Genomic DNA, 24171 nt, shown 5'->3' with positions numbered 1-24171 from the left:
CTGTCACTGTTGCTGGGTCACCCGCAGCGTCACATCCATGTTCTCACCTGCCACGCCATAGCGGTGACCGGCGATCGGCGCAGCCTCTGTGTAATCGAGACCCGTTGCAACCCTGACATAGCGCGTATCAGGCGAGATCGCGTTTGACACATCAAAACCAACCCAGCCCAACCCTTCGACATGGGCCTCCGCCCAAGCGTGGGTCGCACTTTGCTCGTCCTGTCCGTCCATCCGCAGATACCCTGAAACATACCGCGCCGGAAGACCCATTGCGCGTGCGCAGGCAAGGAAGACATGCGCGTGATCCTGACAGACTCCGTGACCGGCAGCCAAAGCATCCTCTGCGGACCAGGCAATTTCGGATTTCCCGGTCTCATAGACTATGGCGGCGTGAATTCGGGCCGACAGGTCGTGCAGACGCTCCAGATCACTATCGCCTTCGACACTCCGCAGAATGTCGCGACACCCTTTGCCAGCGCGGGTATGCTCTGTTGCGCGCTGAAACAGCCACAGGGGCGCCAATCCTTCATGCGGTCCGACGATCCCGGCCTGATCGGCCATTTCCACAACACCCTGAGAATGGATCACCAATTCGGTGACGCCCTGATCAAAGCTGAACAACATCACATGATTGCGGTGGTGATCTGTGAACTCTGCCTCTTGCGTTGCCCCCTCTACGGTGATCGACCAATTGATCACGGCCTGCCCGCGTGTCGGCTTGGGATAGAGCTTGATCTGCTGCACACCATAGGGCACGGGCGTGGAGTATGAATAACGGGTGATATGACTGATGGCGAGACGCATGGGCTATCCGTTAAACCTGTATTCGATTTCGATCTGATGGCTCAGCTTGCTCAGATGGCCAAGCACCTCCTGCACATATTCGTGCAGGCCATAATCAAAGATCGCGGCGACGTCATGGCTCATGAACCGGCGGCAGAGCGTGTCCGCCAATTGGTGGCACGGCATGCGAAGATCGTAATCCGTCGCCAGATAATTGAGATTGTCCCGCAGCTTGGCACAGCAGAAGTTCAGGCTGCGCGGCATGCGTTTGTCGAGGATGAGGAACTGAGCAATGCCCATCGGCGTGACATCGGGACCAATGGCAAGCCGATATCCTCCTTCCCCACTGACTGACCGTAGGATCGTATCCCACTGCACATTGTCGAGCCGCGATCCCACCGCCGCCGCCGATGGCAGCAGCACGTAGTATTTTACGTCGAGAATGCGGGCCGTGTTATCCGCACGCTCGATAAAGGTGCCGATGCGGATGAAATCGTAGATTTCATTGCGCAGCATCGTCCCGAGAATAGAGCCGCGCACCAGCGCGTTGCGTTCCCGGATCAGCGACAGGACCTTGGGCAGATCCCGAGTCGCAACCTTGCGGGCTAGCGCGACCTTGAGCAGCATCCAGAAGGAATTGACCGCCTCCCACGCCTCATGCGTGAGGGCCGTGCGCACCAGTCGCGCGTTGTGGCGCGCCTGTGTCACGACAGCCATCACCGAGGATGGGTTGTCCGGGTCGCGCAGCATCCAGTCGATCGCCAGTTCTGGCAGGACCTCCTCGTGTTTTTGTTGATAGCCATGGGCCACCGCCGCAGCCTGTAACACCGAGAGCCAGTCATCCGCGCCACTGCCCGCCCGCGTCAGGGCGATCCGCTGCCCGGTTTCGATCATACGAGCGGTATTCTCGGCACGTTCCAGCAGCCGCGCCATCCAGAATAGACCTCCGGCGGTTTTCCCCAGCATCCTCTAGTCCTCCAGCACCCAAGTGTCCTTGGTGCCTCCACCTTGGGACGAATTCACCACCAAAGAGCCCTTTTTCATCGCCACCCGTGTCAGCCCACCGGGCGTTACATTGATCCCCTCGGGCGACATCAACACATAAGGCCGCAGATCGACATGCCGTGGCGCAAGGCCGGCTTTGGTGAACACTGGCACAGTCGACAGGCTCAGCGTGGGCTGCGCGATATAATTGCCGGGCCGCGCTCGCAGCTTGCGTTCAAAGTCCTTGAGTTCTTTCTTGTTCGCCGCAGGGCCGATCAACATGCCATAACCGCCCGATCCATGCACCTCCTTGACCACCAGCTCTGACAGATGCGCCAGAACGTAATCGAGGCTTTCTCTCTCGTTGCAGCGCCATGTCGGCACGTTTTGCAAAATCGGCCGCTCGCCGGTGTAGAATTCGACGATCTCGGGCATATAGCTATAGATTGCCTTGTCGTCGGAAATGCCGGTGCCGGGGGCATTGGCGATGGTGATACCCCCTGCGCGGTAGATATCCATGATCCCCGGCACGCCAAGCGCCGAGTCGGGGTTAAAGTTGAGCGGATCGAGAAAATCGTCATCCACCCTGCGATAGAGCACGTCAATCGGGCGATAGCCGCGCGTGGTCCGCATCGCCACCCGCCCGTCAACGATCCGCAGATCATGTCCCTCGACCAGCTCGACCCCCATCTTGTCGGCCAGAAAGGCGTGTTCATAATAGGCTGAATTAAAGATTCCAGGGGTGAGCACCGCCACGGTGGGCGTCCCTTCGCAGGCCGCAGGGGCCGAGGCCGCCAGCGACCGCCGTAGATTGCGCGGATAATCCGAAACCGGCCGTACCCGGTTGCGGCCGAACAACTCTGGAAACATGCGCAGCATGGTTTCACGGTTCTCCAGCATATAGCTGACACCAGAGGGCGTGCGCGCGTTATCCTCGAGAACAAAGAAATCGTCCGGCCCGGTCCGCACAAGGTCAATGCCGGTGATATGGGTATAGACCCCACCGGGCGGCATCATCCCGATCATTTGCGGCAGAAACGCCTCATTGCTCGAGATCATCTCTTGCGGCAAGCGCCCGGCGCGCAGGATTTCCTGCCGGTGATAGATGTCATGCAAAAAGGCGTTGATCGCACACACCCGCTGTTCGATGCCGCGTTCCAAACGTTGCCATTCGCGCGCCGAAATAATGCGTGGAATGATATCGAACGGGATCAGACGCTCCTCGGCTTCGGACCGTCCATAGACGTTAAAGGTGATGCCCGTCAGGCGAAAGAGATCCTCCGCCTCACGGCTTTTGGCACGCAGGCGGGCGGCGTCCTCGTCGCTCAGCCAGGCGTCGAATGTGGCATATGGGCTGCGAATCTGCCCGTTTTGCCCCTGCATTTCATCAAACATATCCATAGGATCATGGTTTCCCTGTCCGGGGCCCTGTGCAATCGAAATTGTTGCGACAGGACGGGCCCGATGCGGTTTTATGCCCGCTTATCCCTCAACCATGCACAATTTTTAGGCTTTGGCAAAGGCTTGTCATTCGGGAGCCTGTGATTGGTTCGCCGGTGTGGCGCTCCAAATATGATAGGATGACTTACAGAAACCATTAGAATTTATTCCTTTTTGTTAGCAAAACTCATAATTATAAACGATGTCAGGACCGCCAAAATCAGCCAGAGGATGCCGTGACCCGAACGCGCGACATGTTGCAAGTGACCGTCCAGCGGGGCGAGGCGGGCAAAACCCGGATGCAGCGCTTTGATGTTCCGGCCCGCGAAAATCAGACAGTTCTCGATGTGGTCAGTTGGATCCAGCAAGAGGCAGATCCGACGCTGAGTTACCGTTTTGCATGCCGCGTGGGCATGTGCGGTTCTTGCGCAATGATGGTGAATGGCGTGCCGCGCTGGACCTGCCGCACCCATGTCAGCCGCGTCGCTAATGACGGTCGCCTCGACATTGCCCCCCTGCGCAACCTGCCGGTGATCAAGGATCTGGCGACCGATATGGACCCGTTCTTTGACAAATGGGTCGCCGCCGAGGCGCGGCACCACCCGACGCGCGGACGGCTCGAAGAGTTTGACCCGATCACGCCCGACAATCCCGAGCGGGCCGAAGCCAACCTTGGAATCGAATGCATCAACTGCGGGATCTGCTACGCGGCCTGTGACACGGTGGCAGGTAATCCCGATTACCTCGGTCCGGCCGCGCTGCAACGCGCCTGGACCCTGCTCAACGACAGCCGCGACGCCGATCGCCCAACCATCCTTGCGGCGGTTTCGGGCAAGGGCGGCTGCCATAACTGTCACTCCATGGGCAGTTGCGCGCAATATTGCCCCAACGAGTTGAACCCGATGCGCGCGATTGCCGGGTTGAAGCGCGAAACAGTCAAGGCAGCCATGCGAGGAAAGCGCGATGCTTGACCTGCGGCTCTACATGGCGCAACGCCTGAGCGCGCTGGTGATGGCGCCCTTGGTGTTGGGCCATATCGCCGTGATGATCTACGCCATCCAAGGCGGGCTGAACGCGACAGAGATTCTCGGTCGAACCCAAGGCAGCCTCCTTTGGTTCCTGTTCTACGGCACCTTTGTCCTCGCCGTCTCTGTCCACGCCGCCATCGGTCTGCGCGTCATCGTACATGAATGGCTGCGCTTGCGCGGCATCGCCCTTGACGTACTGACATGGGGCATCTGTGCGGCACTTCTCACCCTTGGGCTCAGCGCCGTTTTTGCGGTGACGCTGCCATGAAACAGCCGCCCCGTTCGCATCCTCTCTGGCTGGCCTTTGTGCTGCACCGCGTGTCCGGCCTGGCGCTCGCGCTGTTTCTGCCTGCGCATTTCTGGCTCTTGGCACAGGCGATTACCGCCCCTGCGCGGCTTGATGGCTTTCTCGCCTTTGCCGAAAACCCGCTGGTCAAGATCGCCGAATTCGGTCTCGTCTTTCTGCTTGCCGTCCATATGTTCGGCGGCCTGCGCCTGATGGCGCTCGAGTTCTTGCCCTGGTCCGACCGTCAAAAGACGCTGGCGGCGGGGGCGGTCGGCGCGGCCCTCTTTCTGTCCGGTACGTTTTTCCTGAGGGCGATCTGATGACCCATATCGACCGACACGATACCGACATTCTTATCATCGGCACAGGCGGCGCGGGCCTCTTTGCCGCGCTCCACGCGCAACAATCCGCACCCGCAGGCACGCGGATCACCATCGCCGTCAAGGGCCTCATTGGCAAATGCGGCTGCACCCGCATGGTGCAGGGCGGCTACAACGTGGCGCTGGGCGGCGGTGACAGCGTCGAGCGGCATTTCATGGACACCATAAAGGGCGGCAAATGGCTGCCCAATCAGGATATGGCGTGGAAACTCTGCGAACAGGCCGTGGTGCGTATTCACGAGCTGGAAAATGAAATCGGTTGCTTCTTTGACCGCAACCCCGATGGCACGCTGCATCAAAAGGCCTTTGCCGGGCAGACCGCCGACCGCACGGTCCACAAGGGCGACCTGACCGGCATCGAGATCATCAGCCGCTTGATGGAGCAGGTTCTGGCGCGTCCCGTGGACAAGCTGCAAGAGCATCGCGCGATTGGCCTGATCCCGACGCGCGACGGCAGCGCCTTGGCAGGTGTGCTCTTTATCGACATGCGCACGGGTGGCTTCCGTCTGGTCCGGGCCAAGACGGTCCTCATGGCCACCGGCGGCGGCCCGACTATGTACAAATACAACACGCCGTCGGGTGACAAGACGATGGACGGCCTTGCCATGGCGTTGCGCGCGGGGCTGGAACTGCGCGATATGGAAATGGTGCAGTTTCACCCCACCGGATTGCTGGCCGGCGACCATACGCGGATGACCGGAACCGTGCTGGAGGAGGGCCTGCGCGGCGCGGGTGGTCAATTGCTCAACGGCGCGGAAAACCGCTTCATGTTCGACTATGACCCCAAGGGCGAGCGTGCGACCCGCGATGTCGTCAGCCGCGCCATCTATGCCGAGATGCGCAAGAACAATACCTCGGCGAATGGCGGCGTCTTTATTTCCATGGCCCACCTTGGCCCCGACAACGTGCGCGCCAAATTCCCCGGCATGGTCAAACGCTGCGCCGATAGCGGCTTTGATCTGGCGGGAGGTCTGGTCGAGGTGGTGCCAACCGCGCATTATTTCATGGGCGGCGTGGTCGTGGATGCCGATACCCGCACGGCGATGGAAGGGCTCTATGTGGCGGGCGAGGATGCAGGCGGCGCGCATGGCTCGAACCGTCTGGGCGGCAATGGCGTGGCCAATTCCACCGTCTATGGCGGGGTGGCGGGCGACGTGATGGGCGCGGATATCCGCACCATGGGCGCGCTGCGCGATCCCTGCCCCAACGCGTTGCAGGCCGAGATTGACCGCGCCCTGCATCCCCTCACGCGCCAGCCCGCGCCGGTCCATCCCCTGCGTGCCGCTTTGCAAGACGCGATGTGGGAGGATGTCGGCGTCATGCGCACAGCTACGGGTATGGAGCGTGGTTTGACCCGCGTTGCCGAGATTTCCGATGCGCTGATGGGTGTTGGCGTCGCAGGCGACAATCTCGCCTTCAACCTCACCTGGCACGACTGGCTCAACCTGCGCTCACTCTGCGACGTATCCGAGGCGATCACGCTGGCGGGTCTTGCGCGTGAAAACTCGCGCGGCGCGCATTACCGCGAGGATTTCCTGGATGAAGGTGATCTTGATGCTTCTTACTACACGGTGATTACCCAAAAGGGCAGCGATTTGACCGTCCGCCGCGATCCGGTGCAATTCACCATCATCCGCCCCGGTGAGACAATCCTGCCCGAGAGCGAACCCGAAACATTGGTGGCTGCACAATGATCTCCATCGACCTCATCCAAAACACCGCCGAGCGCCTGATGGACAAGGCGGCCATTGAAATTCCCGAGGATTACCTGACGGGCCTTCAGGCCGCCGCCGAGACCGAGGATGGTGATCTCTCGTCCTTTGTCCTTCAGGCGATGCTGGAGAATTACAAGGCCGCCAAGGAGGATCGGCGTGCGATGTGCGGCGATACTGGCTGTCCGCGCTGGTATGTGAAGATGGGCAACGAGGCCCAGATTGAGGGCGGGCCGGTCGCGCTCGAATCCGCGCTGCGCCGCGCCACAGCCAAGGCAACCTATGACGTGCCCCTGCGCCCCAATCGGGTGCATCCGCTCTGGCGCACGGATCACAACAACAACGTTGGCATCGGCGCGCCCGAGATTGAATATGGGTTCGAGCCCGAGGGCGATTGGATCGACCTCATCACCGTACATAAAGGGGGCCTCTTTGGTACGGACTATCGCATGCTCTTTCCCTCGGATGGTATCGAAGGGATCAAGCGGTTTTACCTTGATAGCCTTGTCGCCTTTGGCAAACGCGGTCTGGCCTGTCAGCCCGCGATCATCGGCATTGGCCTTGGGGGGTCCAAGGATACCTGCATGGTGCTGGGCAAGCGCGCCGCCTGCCTGCGCGTCGTGGGGAGTGAGAACCCGGACCCGAAAATCGCCGCGCTGGAGCGGGAGTTCAAGGATCTGGGCAATTCCATCGGCATGGGTGCGATGGGATTTGTCGGCAAGAACATGGTGATCAATTGCAACATCGAAGTAGGCTATTGTCACACCGGTGGCATGCAGATGTCCGTTCATGCCTTCTGTCTTTCGTCCCGCCGGGCGGTCGCGCGCCTCTATCCTGATGGTCGCGTCGCATACCGCACCGATCCCGATTGGTTCACCCCCTATCAGCGCCGCGAAACCGTCGAATGGCAGGGCGGCGCACAGGAGGCGGCAGAATGACCAAGCCCCGCGAAATCCGCCTGAGCACCACGCCGACGCCCGAGGCGCTCGCCGAATTGCGCCTTGGCGACATCGTCTATCTCGACGGGCTGCTCTATACCGCCCGCGAAGGGGTCTATATGCGCGCGCTTGAGGACAAGGCGAATATCCCGTTGGAACTGCCCAGCCAGAGCGCCACGAACTTCCATTGCTCCCCCGCCGCCGCCATTCGTCCCGATGGGTCGTTCAACATGGGCGCAGTTACGGCAACTGCCTCCTTCCGCTTTGCCAAATGGTTGCCGGAATGGATGGCCAAGACCGGCGCGAAGCTGATCATCGGCAAGGGCGGCATGTCGTCCAAAGATTACAGATCTTATTTTGTGCCGAATGGCGCGATTTACCTCTCAACAGTGGGCTATGGCACCGGCGCATTGCTGGGGCGCGGCATCGAAAAGGTGGAGGCAGTGCATTGGCAGGATGAGCTAGGTCTGGCGCAGGCGATGTGGGTTATTCGCTGCAACAAGATGGGGCCGTTCATCGTGGCCTCTGATCTGGACGGCAATTGCCTCTTTGAACGCGAGAACGCCAAGATCGCCAAGAACCTCGAACGGGTCTATGAAGGCACGCGCCCTGCGACGCTCAAACGCTATGGCGAGACGGATGACCGCTCTGATGAGGTGATTGGCTAGAGCATTTCGCGCGCCAGCAAGACCACGCCCGAAACTAAGGTCATCACGATCAATAGGCGACGGAATGCGGCGTCGGGCAGACGCTTGAACACCGCAATTCCGATCTGCGCGGCAGCGAGCGAGGATGGGATCGCAATCGCGATATAGATCAGAGTTTCCCGCGTATAGGCTCCCTTGAACGCCAGAAGAGCCGTAGTTACGGCAAGAACGACCACATTGAACGGTTGCAGCACGGCGCGCGTCTCATGCTTGGGCCAAGGGCGCAGCGTGCACCACATCATCGGCAGCGCCCCCGAGAGCGAGGCCGCGCCACCAAGCACGCCCCCCAAGAAACCCACGAGCATATCCCACAGCGGCGTTGGCCGCTCAAACCTTGGAAGACGCGCCCGAAAGGAAAAATAACCGCCATAAACAAGCAGCATGGACGCCACCACGGCCTTGAGCGTGCCCGCGTCAATCACACTCAGGATCAGAACGCCCAATGGTATTCCCGCCAGCCCCGGCACAAGGAAACGTGCCAGCCGCCGTTTGTTCTGGCCGATGGCGTGGCGCACCACCCAGACCCCTTGCAATCCCGTGAGGACCGAAAGCACAACCAGCATCGCCACGGCCTGCAACGGCGGCAGCACGGTGAGAAAGAATCCAAGCGCGAAGAGCGCCGTGCCAAACCCTGCAAGCCCGTTGATGAACCCGCCCGCCGCAGCCCCTGCGATGATGTAGGCAACGATTTCCGCGTTCATGCAGCGCTGCTTCGGGCAGAGGGGGTAAAGATACCGATATCCACCGCTCCAAGCAGAGCCATGTGAATCTCCTGAATGATCCGAATACGTGGGTTGTCGCGGCGATGGGCCAACGTCAATTGCCGCACGGGCGCTCCGTGGGGCAACGGCAGTCGTCGCAGCGGTAGCGGCTGAACCCCGCGCACACAGCGCGCCGGCACGATGGACACACCAAGCCCCGCCAACACCATGCTCGATATCGCCTCCAGCCCCTGCAACTCCATGGTGACCGACACGGCAATCGCATTATCGCGCAGCCAGCCGTCGATCAGCCCGCCCACCACGGCATCACGGCTGAACCGGATAAACGGATATCGGGTCAAAAGGTCTCGCACATCGTCGCCTTCGATTTCTTGCGGCACCAGTAGTTCCATGGGCTCCTGCGCAATATCGGCATGGTCGACTTCGGGCGGTAACGGTCCCTGCCGCGACAGGATTGCGGCATCAAGCGCGCCCCGCTCGACCTCGGCAATCAAGGCGGTCGTCATGCCCGGCACAATACGCACATGCAGGTCCGGAAAGCTGTCTTTGAGCAATCGCACGGACAATGGCGTCAGCCCGGTCAGTGTCATCGGCACAGCGCCCAAAGAGATTTCGCCGCGAAACCCTTCATCGCCTAAAACCGATGGCACGATGCCATCATAGGCGCGCACAATGTCGCGCGCCCGCGCGACAAGCGCACGACCGGTTGGGGTCAACTCCGGAGACCGTCGCGATCGGTCAAACAGCGCAATGCCCCATTCCTCTTCGAGACTCCGCATCTGCTGGCTGACGGCGGCATGGGTGACAAACACCGCCTCGGCAGCGGCGCTAAAGGTCTTGTGATCGTCCACCGCGATCAGGGTGCGCAAGCGCCGGATTGACATGCCCTGCCTCTTCCGTAAGATTTTGTAACACAAGCTGTAACGGAATATTGCTTATATTAAGCGTGCCTTAAAGTTACACCTAAAGCCGACGGCGTTGCAATCCGCGATCACCCTGCCGCCGACACCACAGAGGAGGAGGAAAACATGAAGCTGAGACAGTTGGGCGCGGTTTGCGCCATGGGACTTGGCCTGACGGCAACCGCCGCAGTGGCCGAATATCCCGAACGCCCCATCAACATGGTCATTCCCTATGGCGCAGGCGGCGCGACCGATATTTCGGCCCGCACCATCGCAGAGCCATTGGGCACCGTGGTCGGCAAGCCGCTGGTCATGTCGAATATCACGGGGGCAGGGGGCGCCACCGGATCTGTTGCGGTGCAAAACGCCAAGGCGGACGGCTATACCATGCTCTTTGCCCGCGTCGGCTCGCACACGGTCAACCCGGCGATGAAGGCAACGCTCCCCTATTCACTCGACGATTTCCGTTTTGTGACGGTCTATGAAATCAACCCCGTCGCCTGTGCCGTGCGCCCGGATTCCGGCATCGAGACGATCGAGGATCTCATCGCTCTGACGGAATCCGAGGGCACCAGCTATAGCTCTTCTGGCGTCGGCTCGATGCTGCATCTCGCGGCCGTGATGGTGCTGGATGAATTCGGCGTCGAGAACCCGCTGGATAAGGCGATTCACATTCCTCAAGGCGGAGGTGGCGAGGCGGCGACCGCCGTACTTAACGGCACTGTGACGTTCATCTGCACCAATACGTCCGCCCTTGCCAATTTCGTGGCCAATGGTCAGCTCAAACCAATCCTCGTCACCACGGCAGAACCCGTTGCAGGATTTGATGCGCCCACTGCCGTTGAACTGGGCAAGCACAATCTGACCCAACTGGTGGGCTGGACGGGCATTGCCGGGCCGGATGATCTGCCGGATGATGTGGCGGCCAAATGGGGTGAATGGATGGCTGCCGCCGCCGGAGATGAGAAATTCATCAAACAGATGAATTCACTCGGGTCCGTGATTGACGTGATGAGCCCCGAAGAGGCCAACGCCTTCATTCAGGCGCAGTATGAAACCTTCCGCGCGCTTGTCGATAAACTCGGCATGCGGATCGAAGGCTGAAGTCTGTCACACGCATAGGCCGGGCGCAGAGATGCCCGGCCTATCAAGGCCAGCAAACTGATCGGGGAGGATCAGGGTGAGCAAACGCGCAATTCAGCTGCAACTGGGCATCGGTGCCTTTGCAGCCTGTCTTTTCCTGATCCTCTACGCCATTCCGTATTGGATCTCTGCCCCCAGCAATATTCGCAATATCGTCCTCTCGCCCCGGTTCTGGCCCTATGCGATTGCCGGGCTGACCGGGCTTGTGGGTTTGGGCATGCTGTTTGCCAACCGCAAGCCGGATGAGGATGACGCCCCCGTCAATGACCCGATTGAAGATCCCGGCGCGGGTCTGATCCGGCTGGCGGGCATGGCGGTGCTGATGGCTGTAACCTTCTGGCTCTTGCCCCACATCGGCATGGTCTGGGCCGCGATGCTGGCCTTTGCGGCCCTCGCGTTTCTGGTCAGGACACGCCATCCCAAGACTGCGCTGATCTGCGCTCTGGTGGTTCCGCTCCTGCTCTACGGCTTTTTTGCACATGTCGCGGGCGTTGCCATCCCGCAGGGCGATTATGTGAGGTTGCCATGAGCATGATTGACAGCATCATGGCCGGTCTCGCGCTTGTCGGCAATGTCGAGGCGCTAGTCTCGCTGGCCATCGGGATTGTGATCGGCGTCATCGGTGGCGCGATTCCGGGGATTTCGGCCACGATGGCGGTGGCGCTGACGCTGCCCTTTACCTTTCCGATGCAGCCGATCAACGGCATCTTGCTGCTCCTTGGCGTCTACAAGGGCGGTATCTTTGGTGGGTCGATTCCGGCCATCCTGATCAAGACGCCGGGCACGCCCGCCTCTTCGGCCACGGTGCTTGACGGACATCCTATGGCCGCCAAAGGTGAGGCGGGGCGCGCGCTCGGCATGGCCCTCTGGGCCTCTTGCACAGCGGATCTGATCTCGAACCTGTCTCTGATCCTGCTTGCAGGCTGGCTGGCCTCTTTCGCGCTCAGCTTTGGCCCGCCAGAGTTCTTTGCTCTGATCCTGTTCTCGCTCACCATCATTGCGGGCGTCTCGGGCGAGAGCCTCTTGCGCGGTGCTCTCGCGGCGCTTTTGGGCCTGCTCCTGGCCACCATCGGGCTTGATCTCGTCTACGGCACAAACCGTTTCACATTCGGCCACCCCAACCTGATGGGCGGGTTGAATTTCATCGCGGTGCTGATCGGCCTCTTTGCCATCCCCGAGGTCATCAACATGGTCTGGCACCCCACCGGGCACATGGGCAAGGTTCAGACCCTGGGCAACAAATGGGTCACGTTTGCCGAGTATAAACGCTGTTTCCGCTCTATCGTGCGCGGCAGCTTCATTGGCGTCTTTCTGGGCTCTATCCCCGGCATCGGCGCGGCCCCCGCGGCCTTCCTGTCTTATTCCGAGGCACGGCGCAAATCCCCCAACAAGGCCAATTTCGGCAAGGGTGAAATCGAGGGCGTCGCCGCCTCTGAGGCTGGCAACAATGGCGTGGCTGGCGCCACACTCATCCCGCTACTGGCACTTGGCGTGCCGGGCGATGTGATCACCGCGATCATCATCGGGGCGTTCATGGTGCATGGGTTACAGCCGGGACCGATGATGTTCGTGATGAATGTCGATATCATCTATGGCCTCTTCATCGGCCTCATCTTTTCCTCGGGCCTGCTCTTTATCGTGGGCGGGCTGGCAATCCGGGGATTCAAGCCGGTGGCCGATATTCCCAAGCGCATCTTGATGCCCATCGTTCTCGTGCTCTGCATCTATGGGGTGTTTGCCGTCAACAACAGCATCTTTGACGTGGCGGTGATGTTCGTTATGGGGTGGGTCGGATTTGTGATGACCCGCTACCATATCCCCGCCGCCCCCTTTCTCATTGCCTTCATCCTCGGCCCGCTGCTCGAGGATAATTTCCGCAAATCCATGCTCATGTCCGGGGGAGCGCCGGACATCTTGCTGCGCGGGCCGATCACATGGTTCTTCTGGGCTTTGACCTTGCTTGCCGTGGTGGCGATTGCACGGGGCACTTTGGACAAGGCCCGCGAAAAGAGCTGAGACTCTGTCAAATCAAGCGGCGCATACACGGCAGAACCATACCGCATCTATCCCTGCTCACCCGTCGGGTCAGGCGTGATAAGATTTTCGTGACATACCGCTCAGGGGGTATGAAAAAGAAACACATCTTCATATATTCATAAATGATGATATAATGGAAATCGGCTCCAGAGAGCCGGGTTTTGACGTGAGAGGATACGATATGGTGGGTGTTGAAACAGAGTTTACCCCATTGGCGTCGCTGGCTGGTGGTGTGTTGATCGGTTTATCTGCCGTGCTCCTGATGGTGTTTCAGGGCCGGATTCTGGGGGCCACGGGAATCTTGTCGGGCCTGATGTCCGGTGATGTGCCGGGCGACAAGAGCTGGCGCGCGGCGATGATGGTCGGCATGATCGCGGGGCCGCTGCTGGTCTTGGCGCTGACCGGGCAAATGCCGGTGGTCGAGGTGCCGATCAGCCTGCCGATGATCCTGATTGGCGGGTTCATCGTGGGCATCGGCGTTACCTTTGGCTCAGGCTGCACCTCTGGACACGGGGTCTGCGGCATCGCGCGGCTGTCACCACGCTCGATCGTTGCCACGCTCACCTTCATGGTCGTGGCCTTCTTGACGGTCTATATCATCCGTCACGTTATAGGAGTCTGAACCATGCGCGTCCTGTCCGCTTTGCTCGTAGGCCTTGTGTTTGGTGTGGGAATTGCCATCTCTGGCATGATAAACCCGGCCAAGGTGCTCAATTTCTTTGACGTCGCAGGCACATGGGACCCGAGTCTGATCTTTGTCATGGGGGGCGCTCTGGTTACCACATTCATCGGCTACCGTGTGGTGCTCAAACGCCCCGGACCGATTGTCGAGGCAGAGTTCAAGCTGCCCACCAACACGGTCATCGACGCGCGCCTGATCGGCGGATCAGCGGTCTTTGGCCTCGGGTGGGGCATTGCGGGCTTTTGCCCCGGTGCGGCAATCCCGGCTCTTGGCTCGGGCAAGCCCGACGTGCTGGCCTTTGTCGCAGCCCTGCTTGCCGGGATCTGGGTGGCGCGCGCCATCCAGACGAAACAGGCAGAGAGAAAGGTGACAGCATGACCGATTATCCCGTGGACATGACCGTGACGCCAGAGGTCAAGGCGTTCTTTGACGAGGCGACCAACACCATCAGCTATGTGGTCAAAGACCCCGGATCGCGGGCCTGTGCCGTGGTCGATAGCGTGATGGATATCGACATGGCGGCGGGACGGATCACCTATGATCATGCCGATGCCTTGGTCACCTATATGTTGGATCACGATCTGACGCTGGACTGGATCATCGAGACGCACGTCCATGCCGATCACCTCTCGGCCGCCCCCTATATCCAGCAAATGCTGGGCGGCAAGATCGGCATTGGTGAAAAAATCCTGGTTGTGCAGGACACCTTTGGCAAGATCTTCAATGAAGGTACGGAATTTCAGCGCGACGGTTCGCAGTTTGACGCCCTGTTCAAGGATGGCGACACCTACAAAGTGGGCGGCATGCAGTGCTTTGCCATGCACACGCCCGGCCATACACCCGCCTGCATGGTGCATGTGATGGGCGATGCGGCCTTTGTCGGTGATACGCTCTTCATGCCCGATGGCGGATCGGCCCGCGCTGATTTCCCCGGTGGCGACGCGGGTGAACTCTACGACAGCATCCAAAAGGTGCTGCGATTGCCCGACGATATGCGCCTCTTCATGTGTCACGATTATGGCCCGAATGGCCGTGACATTCAGTGGGAGACGACCGTGGGTGCGGAAAAAGCGCATAACATCCATGTTGGCGGCGGCAGGACCCGCGAGGAGTTCGTGAAATTTCGCACCGAACGCGACGCGACACTGGATATGCCCCGTCTGATCCTGCCCTCCTTGCAGGTGAATATGCGCGCAGGTGAGGTGCCACGCGACAGCGACGGTAATCCGATGCTGAAACTGCCGGTGAACAAGCTCTGAGACATTGCCCCCTCTTACGGGGCGCGGAACAAGTAACATGGATTTGAAATGCCTCGGGCGCGTCCTGCCGGTACTGGATTGGGGCCGCGACTATGACCGGCATGCGCTGACAGATGACGGCATGGCGGCGGTGATCGTGACGATCATGCTGATCCCGCAATCGCTGGCCTACGCCCTCTTGGCCGGTCTGCCGCCCGAGGCGGGGCTCTACGCCTCGATCCTTCCGATCATCCTCTATGCCATTTTCGGCACCAGCCGTGCCTTGGCCGTGGGTCCGGTCGCGGTGGTATCCCTGATGACAGCCGCCGCGATTGGCGATGTGGCCGAGGCGGGCACGGCGGGCTATGCCGTGGCGGCGCTGACCCTTGCCGGGCTGTCCGGCCTGATCCTGCTTGCCATGGGCATTCTGCGCCTTGGGTTTCTGGCGAACTTCCTGTCGCATCCGGTGATCGCCGGGTTCATCACCGCCAGCGGCATCCTGATCGCCGTCAGCCAGTTGAAACATCTCTTGGGCGTCAAGGCGAGCGGTGGAAGCCTGCCGGACATGCTCTGGTCTCTGCTGTGGCATCTGGCGGATATCAACAGTCTCACGCTGCTGATCGGTGTGGCGTCTGCCGCCTTTCTCTTTTGGGTGCGGCGCGGGTTGAAACCCCTGCTGGTGCAGCGCGGGTTCGGTCCGCGTGCGGCCGATATGGGGGCCAAGGCGGGGCCGGTCATCGCGGTGGCCTTCAGCACATTTCTGGTCTGGCTCTTCGGGCTTGATCAGCATGGCGTTGCCGTTGTCGGGGCGGTGCCTCAGGGCTTGCCACCGCTGACGCTTCCGTCGTTTTCACCGGGGCTGGTCGGCGCGCTCTTTGTGCCCGCGCTTTTGATTTCGGTGATCGGCTTTGTGGAATCCATGTCGGTGGCGCAAACGCTGGCCGCCAAGAAGCGCCAACGGATCGACCCGGACCAGGAATTGATCGGCCTCGGCGCGGCCAATATCGGCGCGGCCCTTACTGGCGGCTATCCTGTCACCGGTGGCTTTGCCCGCTCTGTCGTGAATTACGACGCAGGTGCCGCAACGCCCGCCGCGGGGGCCTTCACCGCCGTGGGCTTGGCCATCGCCGCGATATTCCTCACGCCGCTGATCTATTTTCTGCCCATTGCCACGCTGGCCGCCACGATCATCGTGGCCGTGCTCAGCCTCGTGGATTTTGCCATCCTGCGCAGCAGTTGGGGCTATTCCAAGGCGGATTTCGCGGCTGTGGCGGGCACCATCCTGCTCACCCTCGGCTTCGGGGTCGAAACCGGCGTCTCCGCCGGCGTGATCCTCTCGATTGGCCTGCATCTCTATCGCAGTTCACGGCCCCATATTGCCGAAGTGGGCCTTGTTCCCGGCACGCAGCATTTCCGCAATATCCTGCGCCACAGGGTGCTGACCGACCCTGCGATCGTCACCTTTCGCCCGGATCAGAGCCTCTATTTCGCCAATGCCCGCTTTATCGAGGATCACGTGTTCGCGCGCGTGCAGGCCGGGGGGCCGGTGCGTGACGTGGTGCTGATGTGTTCTGCCATCAACGAGATCGACCTGAGCGCGGTGGAAACACTGGAAGAGATCACCAAACGGCTCAAGGAAATGGGCATCCGCCTGCATCTGTCAGAGGTCAAAGGCCCGGTGATGGACCGCCTCTGCCGCGCGCATTTCCTGCGCGATCTCACCGGCAAGGTGTTTCTCGCTCAATACGATGCCTTTGCCGCCCTTGCCCCCGATACCGTGGCGGGCGATCAGGCAAAGCCGGTGATGAGCTGACGCAAGCCAATCGCCGCACCCACAAAAATCGCGGCAAAGGTGATCGGTGCGCTGAACGACAGCACGGAAAATGCGGAAATTCCCTGACCGACCGTGCAGCCAAAGGCCAGCACTGCCCCAAACCCCATGCAGACCGCCCCGAGAATCTGACGCCGCAACTCGCGCGGGTCTTCGCAGGCTTCCCAGCGGAAATGCCCCTTGAACAAACTGCCGCAAAACGCACCCGCAAGCACGCCAAAGACCGAGGCCACGCCAAAGCTGAGACCGCCGCCGCTCGCAGTCATCAGAAAGATGATGGTTTCGCCAAGCGGCGCAGAGAACGTATGGGTCTGTACCGGCTGCGGCATGAATCCATGTGTGGCCACCCAAGAGGTGCCGAGCCAACCCGAGGTGACAGCAAGCCCGACCATCGCCCCCCAAAAGAGCGCCTGTCGGTTCCGCAGGAAATCCCGCGACGCGAGCGCGGCCACCGTGATCAGCGCGGACACCGCCAGCCCGACCCAAATCGTCGGTAACCCGGTGAATGCGCCTAAAACCTGCGCATAGGATTGACTGTCAAGCGCGGGGCTGGTGGCCTCAGTCGCCATGATGCGCAACCGCGCAAACGGCCCGGACATCATGATATAGGCTGAAATTCCCATCACCAACACGATCACAAAGGCCCGCAGATCGCCGCCTCCAAACCGTGCCAATGCACCAAATCCACAGTTACCCGCCAGTGACATGCCATAGCCAAACAACAGCCCACCCAAAACGCTCGCCAAGGGTGACCAGGGCGTGATCCAATAGGCGTTGGCGGCAATATCAAACAGATCCATCCCGGCAAGGCCAAAGGCCGTAAAGCCTGCCACCCCAATCGCCAGCCCCCACATGCGAATTCGCGTATCGCTCTGTTGATAGAGCAGATCCTCGATGGCCCCCAAGGTGCAGAATCGCCCCACGCGCGCCGCCAGCCCAAGGATCGCGCCGCCAGCAAAGCCACAGAGAACTATGAGCAGGGTTTCAGGAATGCCGCCAGGCATGATGCTTCTCCGTTTGACGTGGGCAAGGATCTGACAGGTTGGTCAAGGTTGCTTGCAAAACAGATCGTAGACCACTTCGAGCATCTGTATCGCGCGCCGGTCTGTCAAACGGTAATAGATCGCCTTGCCTTCACGTCGTGGTGTAACCAGCCCCTCCAGCCGCAACCGAGAGAGCTGTTGTGACACCGCCGCCTGCCGCGCAGAGAGCAACTCTTCCAGCTCGGTCACAGTCTTTTCGCCCGTCGCAAGATGGCACAGGATCATCAGCCGCCCCTCATGGCTGATCGCCTTGAGGAACTCCGCCGCCGTATGGGCAAGGGTGAGCATCGCATCGACGCTTTCTTCGGACACGTCCATCCCAGGAGGGGGGGAGCGGCGCAGCATCGCCGACTACGGCGCCTTGGTGGCATCGGGATGCGCATCCAAGAGCTGTGTCAGCAGAAACCAAAAGAACTCGTCGCCCGCATAGCCCTCGATCCGACCAAGCTCCTCGCCGTTCTCGACCAGAACAAAGGTCGGGGTAAAGACCGGGTGGCTGCGAAAGGCGATGTCTTCGGGCAGCGCGTTGATCTGCACCCGGCGCAGGGGCGCGCGTGTGCCCTCGATGGTCTTGGGATAGGCCGGGGCAATCTCGGCATTCCACTGCTCGCACCAATGGCAACCATGTCGCTCAACCATGACCAGCTCTGCCGCCGACAGCGGACCGATCAGGCCGAATGTCAGCGAGAGGCTGACGAGAAAGGCAACGAGCGTATGCATCGGTGTTCCGATTGACGGACAGACTAAAACATATGATAGTTTGAATATGTTTGCGGATCAACCCGTCTGAGGATGCCCCATGTTCGATGTCTCTCTGCTCAGCGCCTTCGTCGGGGGATTGATCGTCTTTTTTTCGCCCTGTGTGCTGCCTATCGTGCCGTTTTACCTCAGCTATATGGCTGGTGCCTCGATGTCCGAGATCAGCGCCGAGGGTCGTCTTGCCCCCGGCGTACGCCGCCGCGCCTTTGCCGCGTCGGTCATGTTTTCGGCGGGAATCATCACCGTCTTTGTGCTGCTAGGGGCGGCTGCCTTTGGCCTCAGCCAGGCGTTCCGCGGCTTTCAGACCGAATTTCGCCTCTTTGCCGCCCTCGTCGTGCTGGTTCTCGGGCTGCATTTTCTGGGCGTGCTGCGCATTGGCTTTCTCAACCGCGTGTTCCAGATGGACGCGGGCGATACCCGGCACATGTCCGTACTCGGCGCTTATGTGGTGGGCTTTGCCTTTGCCGCTGGCTGGACGCCATGCGTGGGCGGTGTGCTGACAGCGGTGGTCTTTACCGCCAGCACCGAGGCCACGGCGATGAAAGGGTTGGTGCTGCTCTTGGTCTTTGGCCTCGCCATGACCACGCCCTTCATGGTGGCCTCGCTCTTTATCGGGCCGTTCCTGCGCTTTGCCTCGAAGTTCCGCCGCCACCTGCCCAAGGTGGAAAAGGCGATGGGGCTGCTTTTGATCGTCTTTGCCGCGCTCATCGCCACCGACAGCGTCAATTACATCGCCCAATGGATGCTGGAGACGTTCCCAGCCTTTCAAAACATCTGATCGAGGAGGACCATGATGACCCGAGTGCTCACCCTTCTGGCCGCCGCCCTGTTCGCCCTGCCCATTGCTGCGGCGGACCTGGGCGATGACGGCCTGCACAAGACCGACTGGATGCGCGACACCTTCAAGGATCTGCGCGAGGATCTGGCGGATGCCAATGCCGAGGGCAAGCGTCTGATGGTGATGGTCGAACAGCGCGGTTGCATCTACTGCACCAAGATGCACGAAGAGGTGTTCCCCCGCCCCGAGATCGCCGATTTCATCCGCGAGAATTATTTCGTCGTGCAACTCAACCTGCATGGCGATCTGGAGGTTGTCGATTTCGACGGTGAGTCGCTGACCGAGAAACAGGCGGCGCGTAAATGGGGCCTCCTGTTCACCCCCTCGATTCTGTTTCTGCCTGAAGAGGTCGCGGAGGATCAGACCGCCGCTCAGGCAGCGGTTGCGATGATGCCCGGAGCCTTTGGGCCGGGCACGACGCTGGACCTGCTGACATGGGTTCACGAGAAACGTTACGCGCTTGATACCGAAGAAGATTTTCAGCGCTATCACGCCCGCCGTATCGCCGAACGCGAGGCCGGAAAATCGCAGTGATCAGGTCCGCGCAATGACATTAAATTCAAGAATACGAATTTAATGTTGTGTGATCGCGGAATTGTGCTCTATGATATACAGAAATCTGAATGTGTTAGGGAGGACGCATGAAACGATCAATTTTCACGGTATCGCTGATCTGCGCGGCACTGAGCGCATCTGCGGCTGAAGTGGCGCCGACGGATGTCAAATTCACCGATGGCGCGATTGCGGACTCGCTCACAGGCGTTGCGGGTGATCCGGTCGCCGGGCGCGACGTGCTGGGGGACCGCGCGTTGGGCAACTGCGTCGCCTGCCATCAAATCACCGACATGAGCGACGTTCCGTTTCATGGCGAAATCGGCCCGATGCTGGATGGCGCCGGCTCCCGGTGGAGCGAGGCCGACCTGCGCGGCATCGTCGTGAATGCCAAGATGATGTTCCCCGAGTCGCTGATGCCCTCCTTCTACCGGACGGATGGCTACACGCGGCCGGGCAACGCCTTTACCGGCGAGGCGGCGGACAGCACGTTCGGCCCCCTTCTGACCGCTCAGCAAGTTGAAGACGTGGTTGCCTATCTGGTGACCCTCAAAGAGTGATCGCGCCCTGAGCGTGACCAAGATCAGGAGTTTGAGAATATGACACTGACACGACGCAACGTGATGATCATGGGAGCAGGGGCCTTTGTTGCCTTTGGTCTGCCCATGCGCGCCACCGCCGCCGCCGAGGACCGTATCGCCGAATTCACCGGCGGCGCTGCCATGGCCGACAGCGGTATCACCTTGACCGCCCCCGAAATTGCCGAGAACGGCAACACCGTCCCGATCGAAGTCGCGGCCCCCGGTGCCGTCGAAATCCTCGTGCTGGCCACGGGCAATCCGACGCCCGGCGTTGCAACCTTCAAATTCGGACCGCTGGCCGCTTCGCAAACCGCGTCCACCCGCATCCGTCTTGCGGGCACGCAGGACGTGGTGGCGATTGCCAAGATGAGCGACGGCTCCTTTGCCAAGGCATCGAGCAACGTCAAGGTTACAATCGGCGGCTGCGGCGGCTGAGGCATAGGTAGGAGAAATCAGAATGGCACAAGACGTCACACCCCGCGTCAAGGTCCCGAAATCCGCAGCCGCAGGCGAAGCGGTCGCGATCAAGACCCTGATCAGCCACCCGATGGAATCCGGTCAGCGCAAGGATAAAGAAGGCAACATCATCCCGCGCTCGATCATCAATCGGTTCACCTGCGAGTTCAACGGTCAGAGCGTCGTCGACGTGACCATGGAGCCCGCAATCTCGACCAACCCTTACATCGAGTTCGCAGCCACGGTGCCCGAAGCGGGTGAATTCAAATTCACTTGGTACGATGACGATGGCTCGGTCTACGAGGACATCAAGCCAATCGCGCTGAAATAAGGGCCAATCGTCAAGGGAGGGACGAGAATGAAAAGAACAGGACGGATTACCAGCCTGATTTGCACAACGGCGCTTTTGGCGGGGGCGGCCTTGGCTGACCCGGTTGATGACACGCTCGTCGTGAACGACGAAATCGAGATCACCACCCGCACCGCGGCACCTGCGCATCTTGCGGATAGGTTCGACGAGGTGCTGTCTGGCTGGCATTTCCGCGAGGCGGATACCCGTGCCATGCAGGCCGACGATTTCGACAATCCCGGCATGATCTTTGTCGAGAATGCCATGACCGCATGGGAAACCGCCGAAGGCACCGAGGGCAAATCCTGCGCAAGCTGTCATGACAATGCCAGTGAGAGCATGAAGGGTGTCCGCGCTGTCTATCCCAAGTGGAACGAGACCGCTGGCGAGGTTCGCACGCTCGAAACGCAGATCAACGCCTGCCGGACAGAGCGGATGGGCGCAGAAAAGTGGAAGTATAGCGGGAGCGATATGGTCAACATGACCGCGCTGCTCGCCTCTGTCTCGCGTGGCATGCCGGTCAACGTGGCGATTGACGGTCCTGGTCAGGCGACTTGGGAAAAGGGCAAGGAAATCTACTACACCCGTTATGGTCAGCTCGAGCTGTCCTGTGCCAACTGTCACGAGCAGAACTATGGCAACATGATCCGCGCGGATCACTTGAGCCAGGGGCAGATCAACGGCTTTCCGGCCTATCGACTCAAGAACACCAAGCTGAATGGCGCGCACGACCGCTTCAAGGGCTGCATTCGCGATACCCGGGCCGAAACCTTTGCCGAAGGCAGCCCCGAGTTCATCGCGCTAGAGCTCTATGTCGCCTCGCGCGGCAATGGTCTGTCGGTCGAAGGACCGTCGATCCGAAACTGATCGGAATGCCCCGCCTGACCGCGTGTCGGCGGGGTTTTCCACACCTCAAAACATTCAAAAATCCGCATGTGATGCGTGCGGGAGTTGGAAAGGTCCACCATGATCTCGCGGCGTGATTTTCTTCAGACAAGCATGGCGGCCTCAGCCATCCTTGGGGCGTCTTCCTTTGGCAATTGGGCCAAGCTGGCGGCGCAACAGGCGCTGACTCAGGACCAACTCTTGCAATTCGACACCTTTGGCAATGTCAGCCTGATCCACATCACTGACATTCACGCACAGCTCAAACCGATCTATTTCCGTGAACCGTCGATCAATATCGGTGTCGGCGGCAACAAGGGTGCTGTGCCCCATGTCACCGGCGCCGATTTCCGCAAGCTCTATGGCATCGACGATGGCAGCCCCTCGCACTACGCCCTGTCCGCTGACGATTTCAGTGCCCTCGCGCAGTCTTACGGCAAAGTCGGCGGGCTTGATCGCGTCGCGACCGTGATCAACGCCATCCGCGCCGATCGCCCCGATGCAATCCTGCTGGATGGCGGCGACACATGGCATGGCTCTTATACCTGCTACAAAACCGCCGGTCAGGACATGGTCAACGTGATGAACGCGCTGAAACCCGACGCGATGACCTTTCACTGGGAATTCACCCTCGGGTCAGAACGAGTGCAAGAGATCGTTGAAAGCCTGCCGTTCGCTGCTCTTGGTCAGAACATTTTTGATGCTGAATGGGATGAACCGGCAGAACTGTTTCCGCCCTACACCTTCTTCGAGCGAGGTGGAGTCAAGATCGCGGTTATCGGACAGGCATTTCCTTATATGCCCATTGCCAACCCCGGCTGGATGTTTCCCGAATACAGCTTTGGCATCCGTGACGAAAACATGCAGGCCATGGTCGATGAGGTGCGGGGGCAGGGCGCTCAGCTTGTCGTCGTGCTGAGCCACAACGGCTTTGACGTAGACAAAAAGATGGCTGGTATTGTCAGCGGTATCGACGTGATCCTGTCGGGTCATACCCATGACGCCCTGCCCGAGCCCGCGCTCGTCGGCGAGACGATCATCGTCGCCTCCGGCTCCAACGGCAAATTCGTCAGCCGCGTTGATCTTGATGTGCGCGACGGCCGGATGATGGGCTTTCGGCACAAGCTGATCCCGATTTTCTCGGACGTGATCGAGCCCGACAAAGAGGTGGCCGCCCTCATCGACGCAGAACGAGCACCTTTCAAAAGCGACCTCGAAGAAGTCATCGGCAAGACCGACAGCCTGCTCTACCGGCGCGGCAATTTCAACGGCACTTGGGATGACCTGATCTGCGACGCGCTGATCTCGGAGCGCGAGGCCGATATCGCCATGTCCCCCGGCGTCCGCTGGGGGCCAAGCCTGATCCCCGGTCAGGACATCACCCGCGAGGATATCTTCAACGTCACCTCCATGACCTATGGCAAGGCCTATCGCTCCGAGATGACCGGCGAGTTCATCAAGGTCATTCTCGAAGACGTGGCCGACAATATCTTCAACCCCGACCCCTATTACCAACAGGGCGGCGACATGGTGCGTATCGGCGGCATGGGCTATCGGATCGACATCAACCAGCCGCAGGGCAGCCGGATCAGCGACATGACCCTGCTCAAGACCGGCGAGGCGATTGATCCCGCGAAATCCTACGTCGTCGCCGGTTGGGCCTCGGTCAATGAAAACACCGAAGGCCCGGAAATCTGGGACGTTGTCGAAAACCACATCCGCAAACTCGGCACGGTCAGTGTCACCCCCAATAACAGCGTCCAAGTGATTGGCGCGTAACGACTTGCTGAAAGGAGGCATTTGAGATGTCAGGGACATTCAAAGGCAAACCCACCTCCCGCCGCGCCTTTCTGCGCGGTGGCGTGGCAGCGGCGGCCGGGGCCGTCGCGGCGGGC

General features: G+C 60.4%; 28 protein-coding genes. 20 read left to right on the top strand and 8 right to left on the bottom strand.

The features are described from left to right. Nucleotides 1-3: 3 nt before the first annotated feature. The 3 genes from VR71_RS16580 to VR71_RS16570 are packed head-to-tail and all read right to left on the bottom strand — an operon-like array spanning nt 4 to nt 3168. Entirely contained in the window at nt 4-804 is an 801-nt protein-coding gene (locus tag VR71_RS16580; protein ID WP_009816765.1) for a transglutaminase family protein, read from the bottom strand. A gap of 3 nt (nt 805-807) precedes the next feature. Further along, nucleotides 808-1749 carry an alpha-E domain-containing protein gene (locus VR71_RS16575; RefSeq protein WP_045685823.1) on the bottom strand — a complete coding sequence of 314 codons (942 nt, stop codon included), beginning with the start codon at nt 1747-1749 and terminating at the stop codon, nt 808-810. A gap of 3 nt (nt 1750-1752) precedes the next feature. After that, nucleotides 1753-3168 (bottom strand): circularly permuted type 2 ATP-grasp protein, encoded by a 1416-nt coding sequence (locus VR71_RS16570; protein ID WP_045685822.1) that lies wholly within the window; start codon nt 3166-3168, stop codon nt 1753-1755. A 293-nt stretch (nt 3169-3461) separates the two neighbouring features. Here VR71_RS16570 and VR71_RS16565 point away from each other — a divergent pair, with 293 nt between their 5' ends. Genes VR71_RS16565 through VR71_RS16540 form a run of 6 tightly spaced genes read left to right on the top strand, consistent with a single transcriptional unit; the run spans nt 3462 to nt 8219 of the window. Further along, nucleotides 3462-4178: a succinate dehydrogenase/fumarate reductase iron-sulfur subunit gene (locus VR71_RS16565; RefSeq protein WP_045685821.1), complete on the top strand. Its 717-nt coding sequence runs from the start codon at nt 3462-3464 to the stop codon at nt 4176-4178. Next, on the top strand, nt 4171-4503 hold the full coding sequence (locus tag VR71_RS16560) for a succinate dehydrogenase (protein WP_045685820.1): 333 nt from the start codon (nt 4171-4173) through the stop codon (nt 4501-4503). Before VR71_RS16565 ends, VR71_RS16560 begins: the two co-directional genes overlap by 8 nt. Then, nucleotides 4500-4841 (top strand): succinate dehydrogenase, cytochrome b556 subunit, encoded by a 342-nt coding sequence (sdhC, locus tag VR71_RS16555; protein WP_009816760.1) that lies wholly within the window; start codon nt 4500-4502, stop codon nt 4839-4841. The genes VR71_RS16560 and sdhC overlap by 4 nt, the downstream gene beginning before the upstream one ends. Further along, nucleotides 4841-6595, top strand: coding sequence for an FAD-binding protein (locus VR71_RS16550; RefSeq protein WP_045685819.1), 1755 nt, complete (start codon nt 4841-4843; stop codon nt 6593-6595). The genes sdhC and VR71_RS16550 overlap by 1 nt, the downstream gene beginning before the upstream one ends. Further along, the gene (locus VR71_RS16545; protein ID WP_009816758.1) at nt 6592-7551 is read left to right on the top strand and encodes a fumarate hydratase; all 960 of its coding nucleotides are present in this window, start codon (nt 6592-6594) and stop codon (nt 7549-7551) included. Before VR71_RS16550 ends, VR71_RS16545 begins: the two co-directional genes overlap by 4 nt. Further along, entirely contained in the window at nt 7548-8219 is a 672-nt protein-coding gene (locus VR71_RS16540) for a fumarate hydratase C-terminal domain-containing protein (protein WP_009816757.1), read from the top strand. Before VR71_RS16545 ends, VR71_RS16540 begins: the two co-directional genes overlap by 4 nt. Here the strand turns inward: VR71_RS16540 and VR71_RS16535 are convergent. After that, nucleotides 8216-8959: a sulfite exporter TauE/SafE family protein gene (locus VR71_RS16535; RefSeq protein WP_045685818.1), complete on the bottom strand. Its 744-nt coding sequence runs from the start codon at nt 8957-8959 to the stop codon at nt 8216-8218. The genes VR71_RS16540 and VR71_RS16535 overlap by 4 nt on opposite strands. Next, on the bottom strand, nt 8956-9864 hold the full coding sequence (locus tag VR71_RS16530) for a LysR family transcriptional regulator (protein WP_045685817.1): 909 nt from the start codon (nt 9862-9864) through the stop codon (nt 8956-8958). Before VR71_RS16530 ends, VR71_RS16535 begins: the two co-directional genes overlap by 4 nt. A 144-nt stretch (nt 9865-10008) precedes the next feature. On the opposite strand from VR71_RS16530, the gene VR71_RS16525 reads away from it, so the two are divergent. The 7 genes from VR71_RS16525 (at nt 10009) to VR71_RS16495 (ending at nt 16795) form a co-directional block, all read left to right on the top strand. Further along, entirely contained in the window at nt 10009-10986 is a 978-nt protein-coding gene (locus VR71_RS16525; RefSeq protein ID WP_045685816.1) for a tripartite tricarboxylate transporter substrate binding protein, read from the top strand. 76 nt (nt 10987-11062) lie between these two features. Further along, on the top strand, nt 11063-11554 hold the full coding sequence (locus VR71_RS16520) for a tripartite tricarboxylate transporter TctB family protein (protein WP_045685815.1): 492 nt from the start codon (nt 11063-11065) through the stop codon (nt 11552-11554). Next, on the top strand, nt 11551-13041 hold the full coding sequence (locus VR71_RS16515) for a tripartite tricarboxylate transporter permease (protein WP_009816752.1): 1491 nt from the start codon (nt 11551-11553) through the stop codon (nt 13039-13041). The genes VR71_RS16520 and VR71_RS16515 overlap by 4 nt, the downstream gene beginning before the upstream one ends. 202 nt (nt 13042-13243) lie before the next feature. Then, nucleotides 13244-13684, top strand: a complete 441-nt coding sequence (locus VR71_RS16510) for a YeeE/YedE family protein (RefSeq protein ID WP_009816751.1) — start codon at nt 13244-13246, stop codon at nt 13682-13684. A gap of 3 nt (nt 13685-13687) precedes the next feature. Next, on the top strand, nt 13688-14122 hold the full coding sequence (locus VR71_RS16505; RefSeq protein WP_045685814.1) for a DUF6691 family protein: 435 nt from the start codon (nt 13688-13690) through the stop codon (nt 14120-14122). Next, a complete protein-coding gene (locus VR71_RS16500; protein ID WP_296430506.1) occupies nt 14119-15003 on the top strand; it encodes an MBL fold metallo-hydrolase in 885 nt (294 codons plus the stop codon). Before VR71_RS16505 ends, VR71_RS16500 begins: the two co-directional genes overlap by 4 nt. 37 nt (nt 15004-15040) lie before the next feature. Continuing rightward, nucleotides 15041-16795, top strand: a complete 1755-nt coding sequence (locus VR71_RS16495) for a SulP family inorganic anion transporter (protein WP_045685813.1) — start codon at nt 15041-15043, stop codon at nt 16793-16795. On the opposite strand, the gene VR71_RS16490 is transcribed toward VR71_RS16495, so the two are convergent. Genes VR71_RS16490 through VR71_RS16480 form a run of 3 tightly spaced genes read right to left on the bottom strand, consistent with a single transcriptional unit; the run spans nt 16771 to nt 18576 of the window. Continuing rightward, complete coding sequence (locus VR71_RS16490) at nt 16771-17817, bottom strand: YeeE/YedE family protein (protein WP_045685812.1); 1047 nt, start codon at nt 17815-17817, stop codon at nt 16771-16773. The two genes, VR71_RS16495 and VR71_RS16490, sit on opposite strands and share 25 nt — an antisense overlap. Nucleotides 17818-17859: 42 nt before the next feature. Then, entirely contained in the window at nt 17860-18174 is a 315-nt protein-coding gene (locus tag VR71_RS16485) for a helix-turn-helix transcriptional regulator (protein WP_009816746.1), read from the bottom strand. A gap of 33 nt (nt 18175-18207) precedes the next feature. Then, complete coding sequence (locus tag VR71_RS16480; protein WP_009816745.1) at nt 18208-18576, bottom strand: hypothetical protein; 369 nt, start codon at nt 18574-18576, stop codon at nt 18208-18210. Between the two features lie 79 nt (nt 18577-18655). On the opposite strand from VR71_RS16480, the gene VR71_RS16475 reads away from it, so the two are divergent. The 7 genes from VR71_RS16475 (at nt 18656) to soxB (ending at nt 24055) form a co-directional block, all read left to right on the top strand. Further along, nucleotides 18656-19393 carry a cytochrome c biogenesis protein CcdA gene (locus VR71_RS16475; protein ID WP_045685811.1) on the top strand — a complete coding sequence of 246 codons (738 nt, stop codon included), beginning with the start codon at nt 18656-18658 and terminating at the stop codon, nt 19391-19393. A 15-nt stretch (nt 19394-19408) separates the two neighbouring features. Next, on the top strand, nt 19409-19987 hold the full coding sequence (locus tag VR71_RS16470) for a thioredoxin family protein (protein ID WP_040651145.1): 579 nt from the start codon (nt 19409-19411) through the stop codon (nt 19985-19987). Nucleotides 19988-20094: 107 nt separating this feature from the next. Further along, entirely contained in the window at nt 20095-20565 is a 471-nt protein-coding gene (gene soxX, locus VR71_RS16465) for a sulfur oxidation c-type cytochrome SoxX (RefSeq protein WP_009816742.1), read from the top strand. A 39-nt stretch (nt 20566-20604) separates the two neighbouring features. After that, entirely contained in the window at nt 20605-21021 is a 417-nt protein-coding gene (soxY, locus tag VR71_RS16460; RefSeq protein WP_009816741.1) for a thiosulfate oxidation carrier protein SoxY, read from the top strand. A gap of 22 nt (nt 21022-21043) precedes the next feature. Further along, nucleotides 21044-21373 (top strand): thiosulfate oxidation carrier complex protein SoxZ, encoded by a 330-nt coding sequence (gene soxZ, locus VR71_RS16455; RefSeq protein WP_009816740.1) that lies wholly within the window; start codon nt 21044-21046, stop codon nt 21371-21373. Between the two features lie 27 nt (nt 21374-21400). Next, nucleotides 21401-22258 carry a sulfur oxidation c-type cytochrome SoxA gene (gene soxA, locus VR71_RS16450; RefSeq protein ID WP_045685810.1) on the top strand — a complete coding sequence of 286 codons (858 nt, stop codon included), beginning with the start codon at nt 21401-21403 and terminating at the stop codon, nt 22256-22258. 99 nt (nt 22259-22357) lie between these two features. Continuing rightward, entirely contained in the window at nt 22358-24055 is a 1698-nt protein-coding gene (soxB, locus tag VR71_RS16445; RefSeq protein ID WP_045685809.1) for a thiosulfohydrolase SoxB, read from the top strand. Nucleotides 24056-24171: the final 116 nt, after the last annotated feature.

This window comes from Roseovarius sp. BRH_c41 (genome assembly GCF_000961715.1).
Classification (GTDB): domain Bacteria; phylum Pseudomonadota; class Alphaproteobacteria; order Rhodobacterales; family Rhodobacteraceae; genus Roseovarius.
Note: the sequence above shows the minus strand (reverse complement) of the source record. Positions and strands in the feature narration are given on the sequence as shown.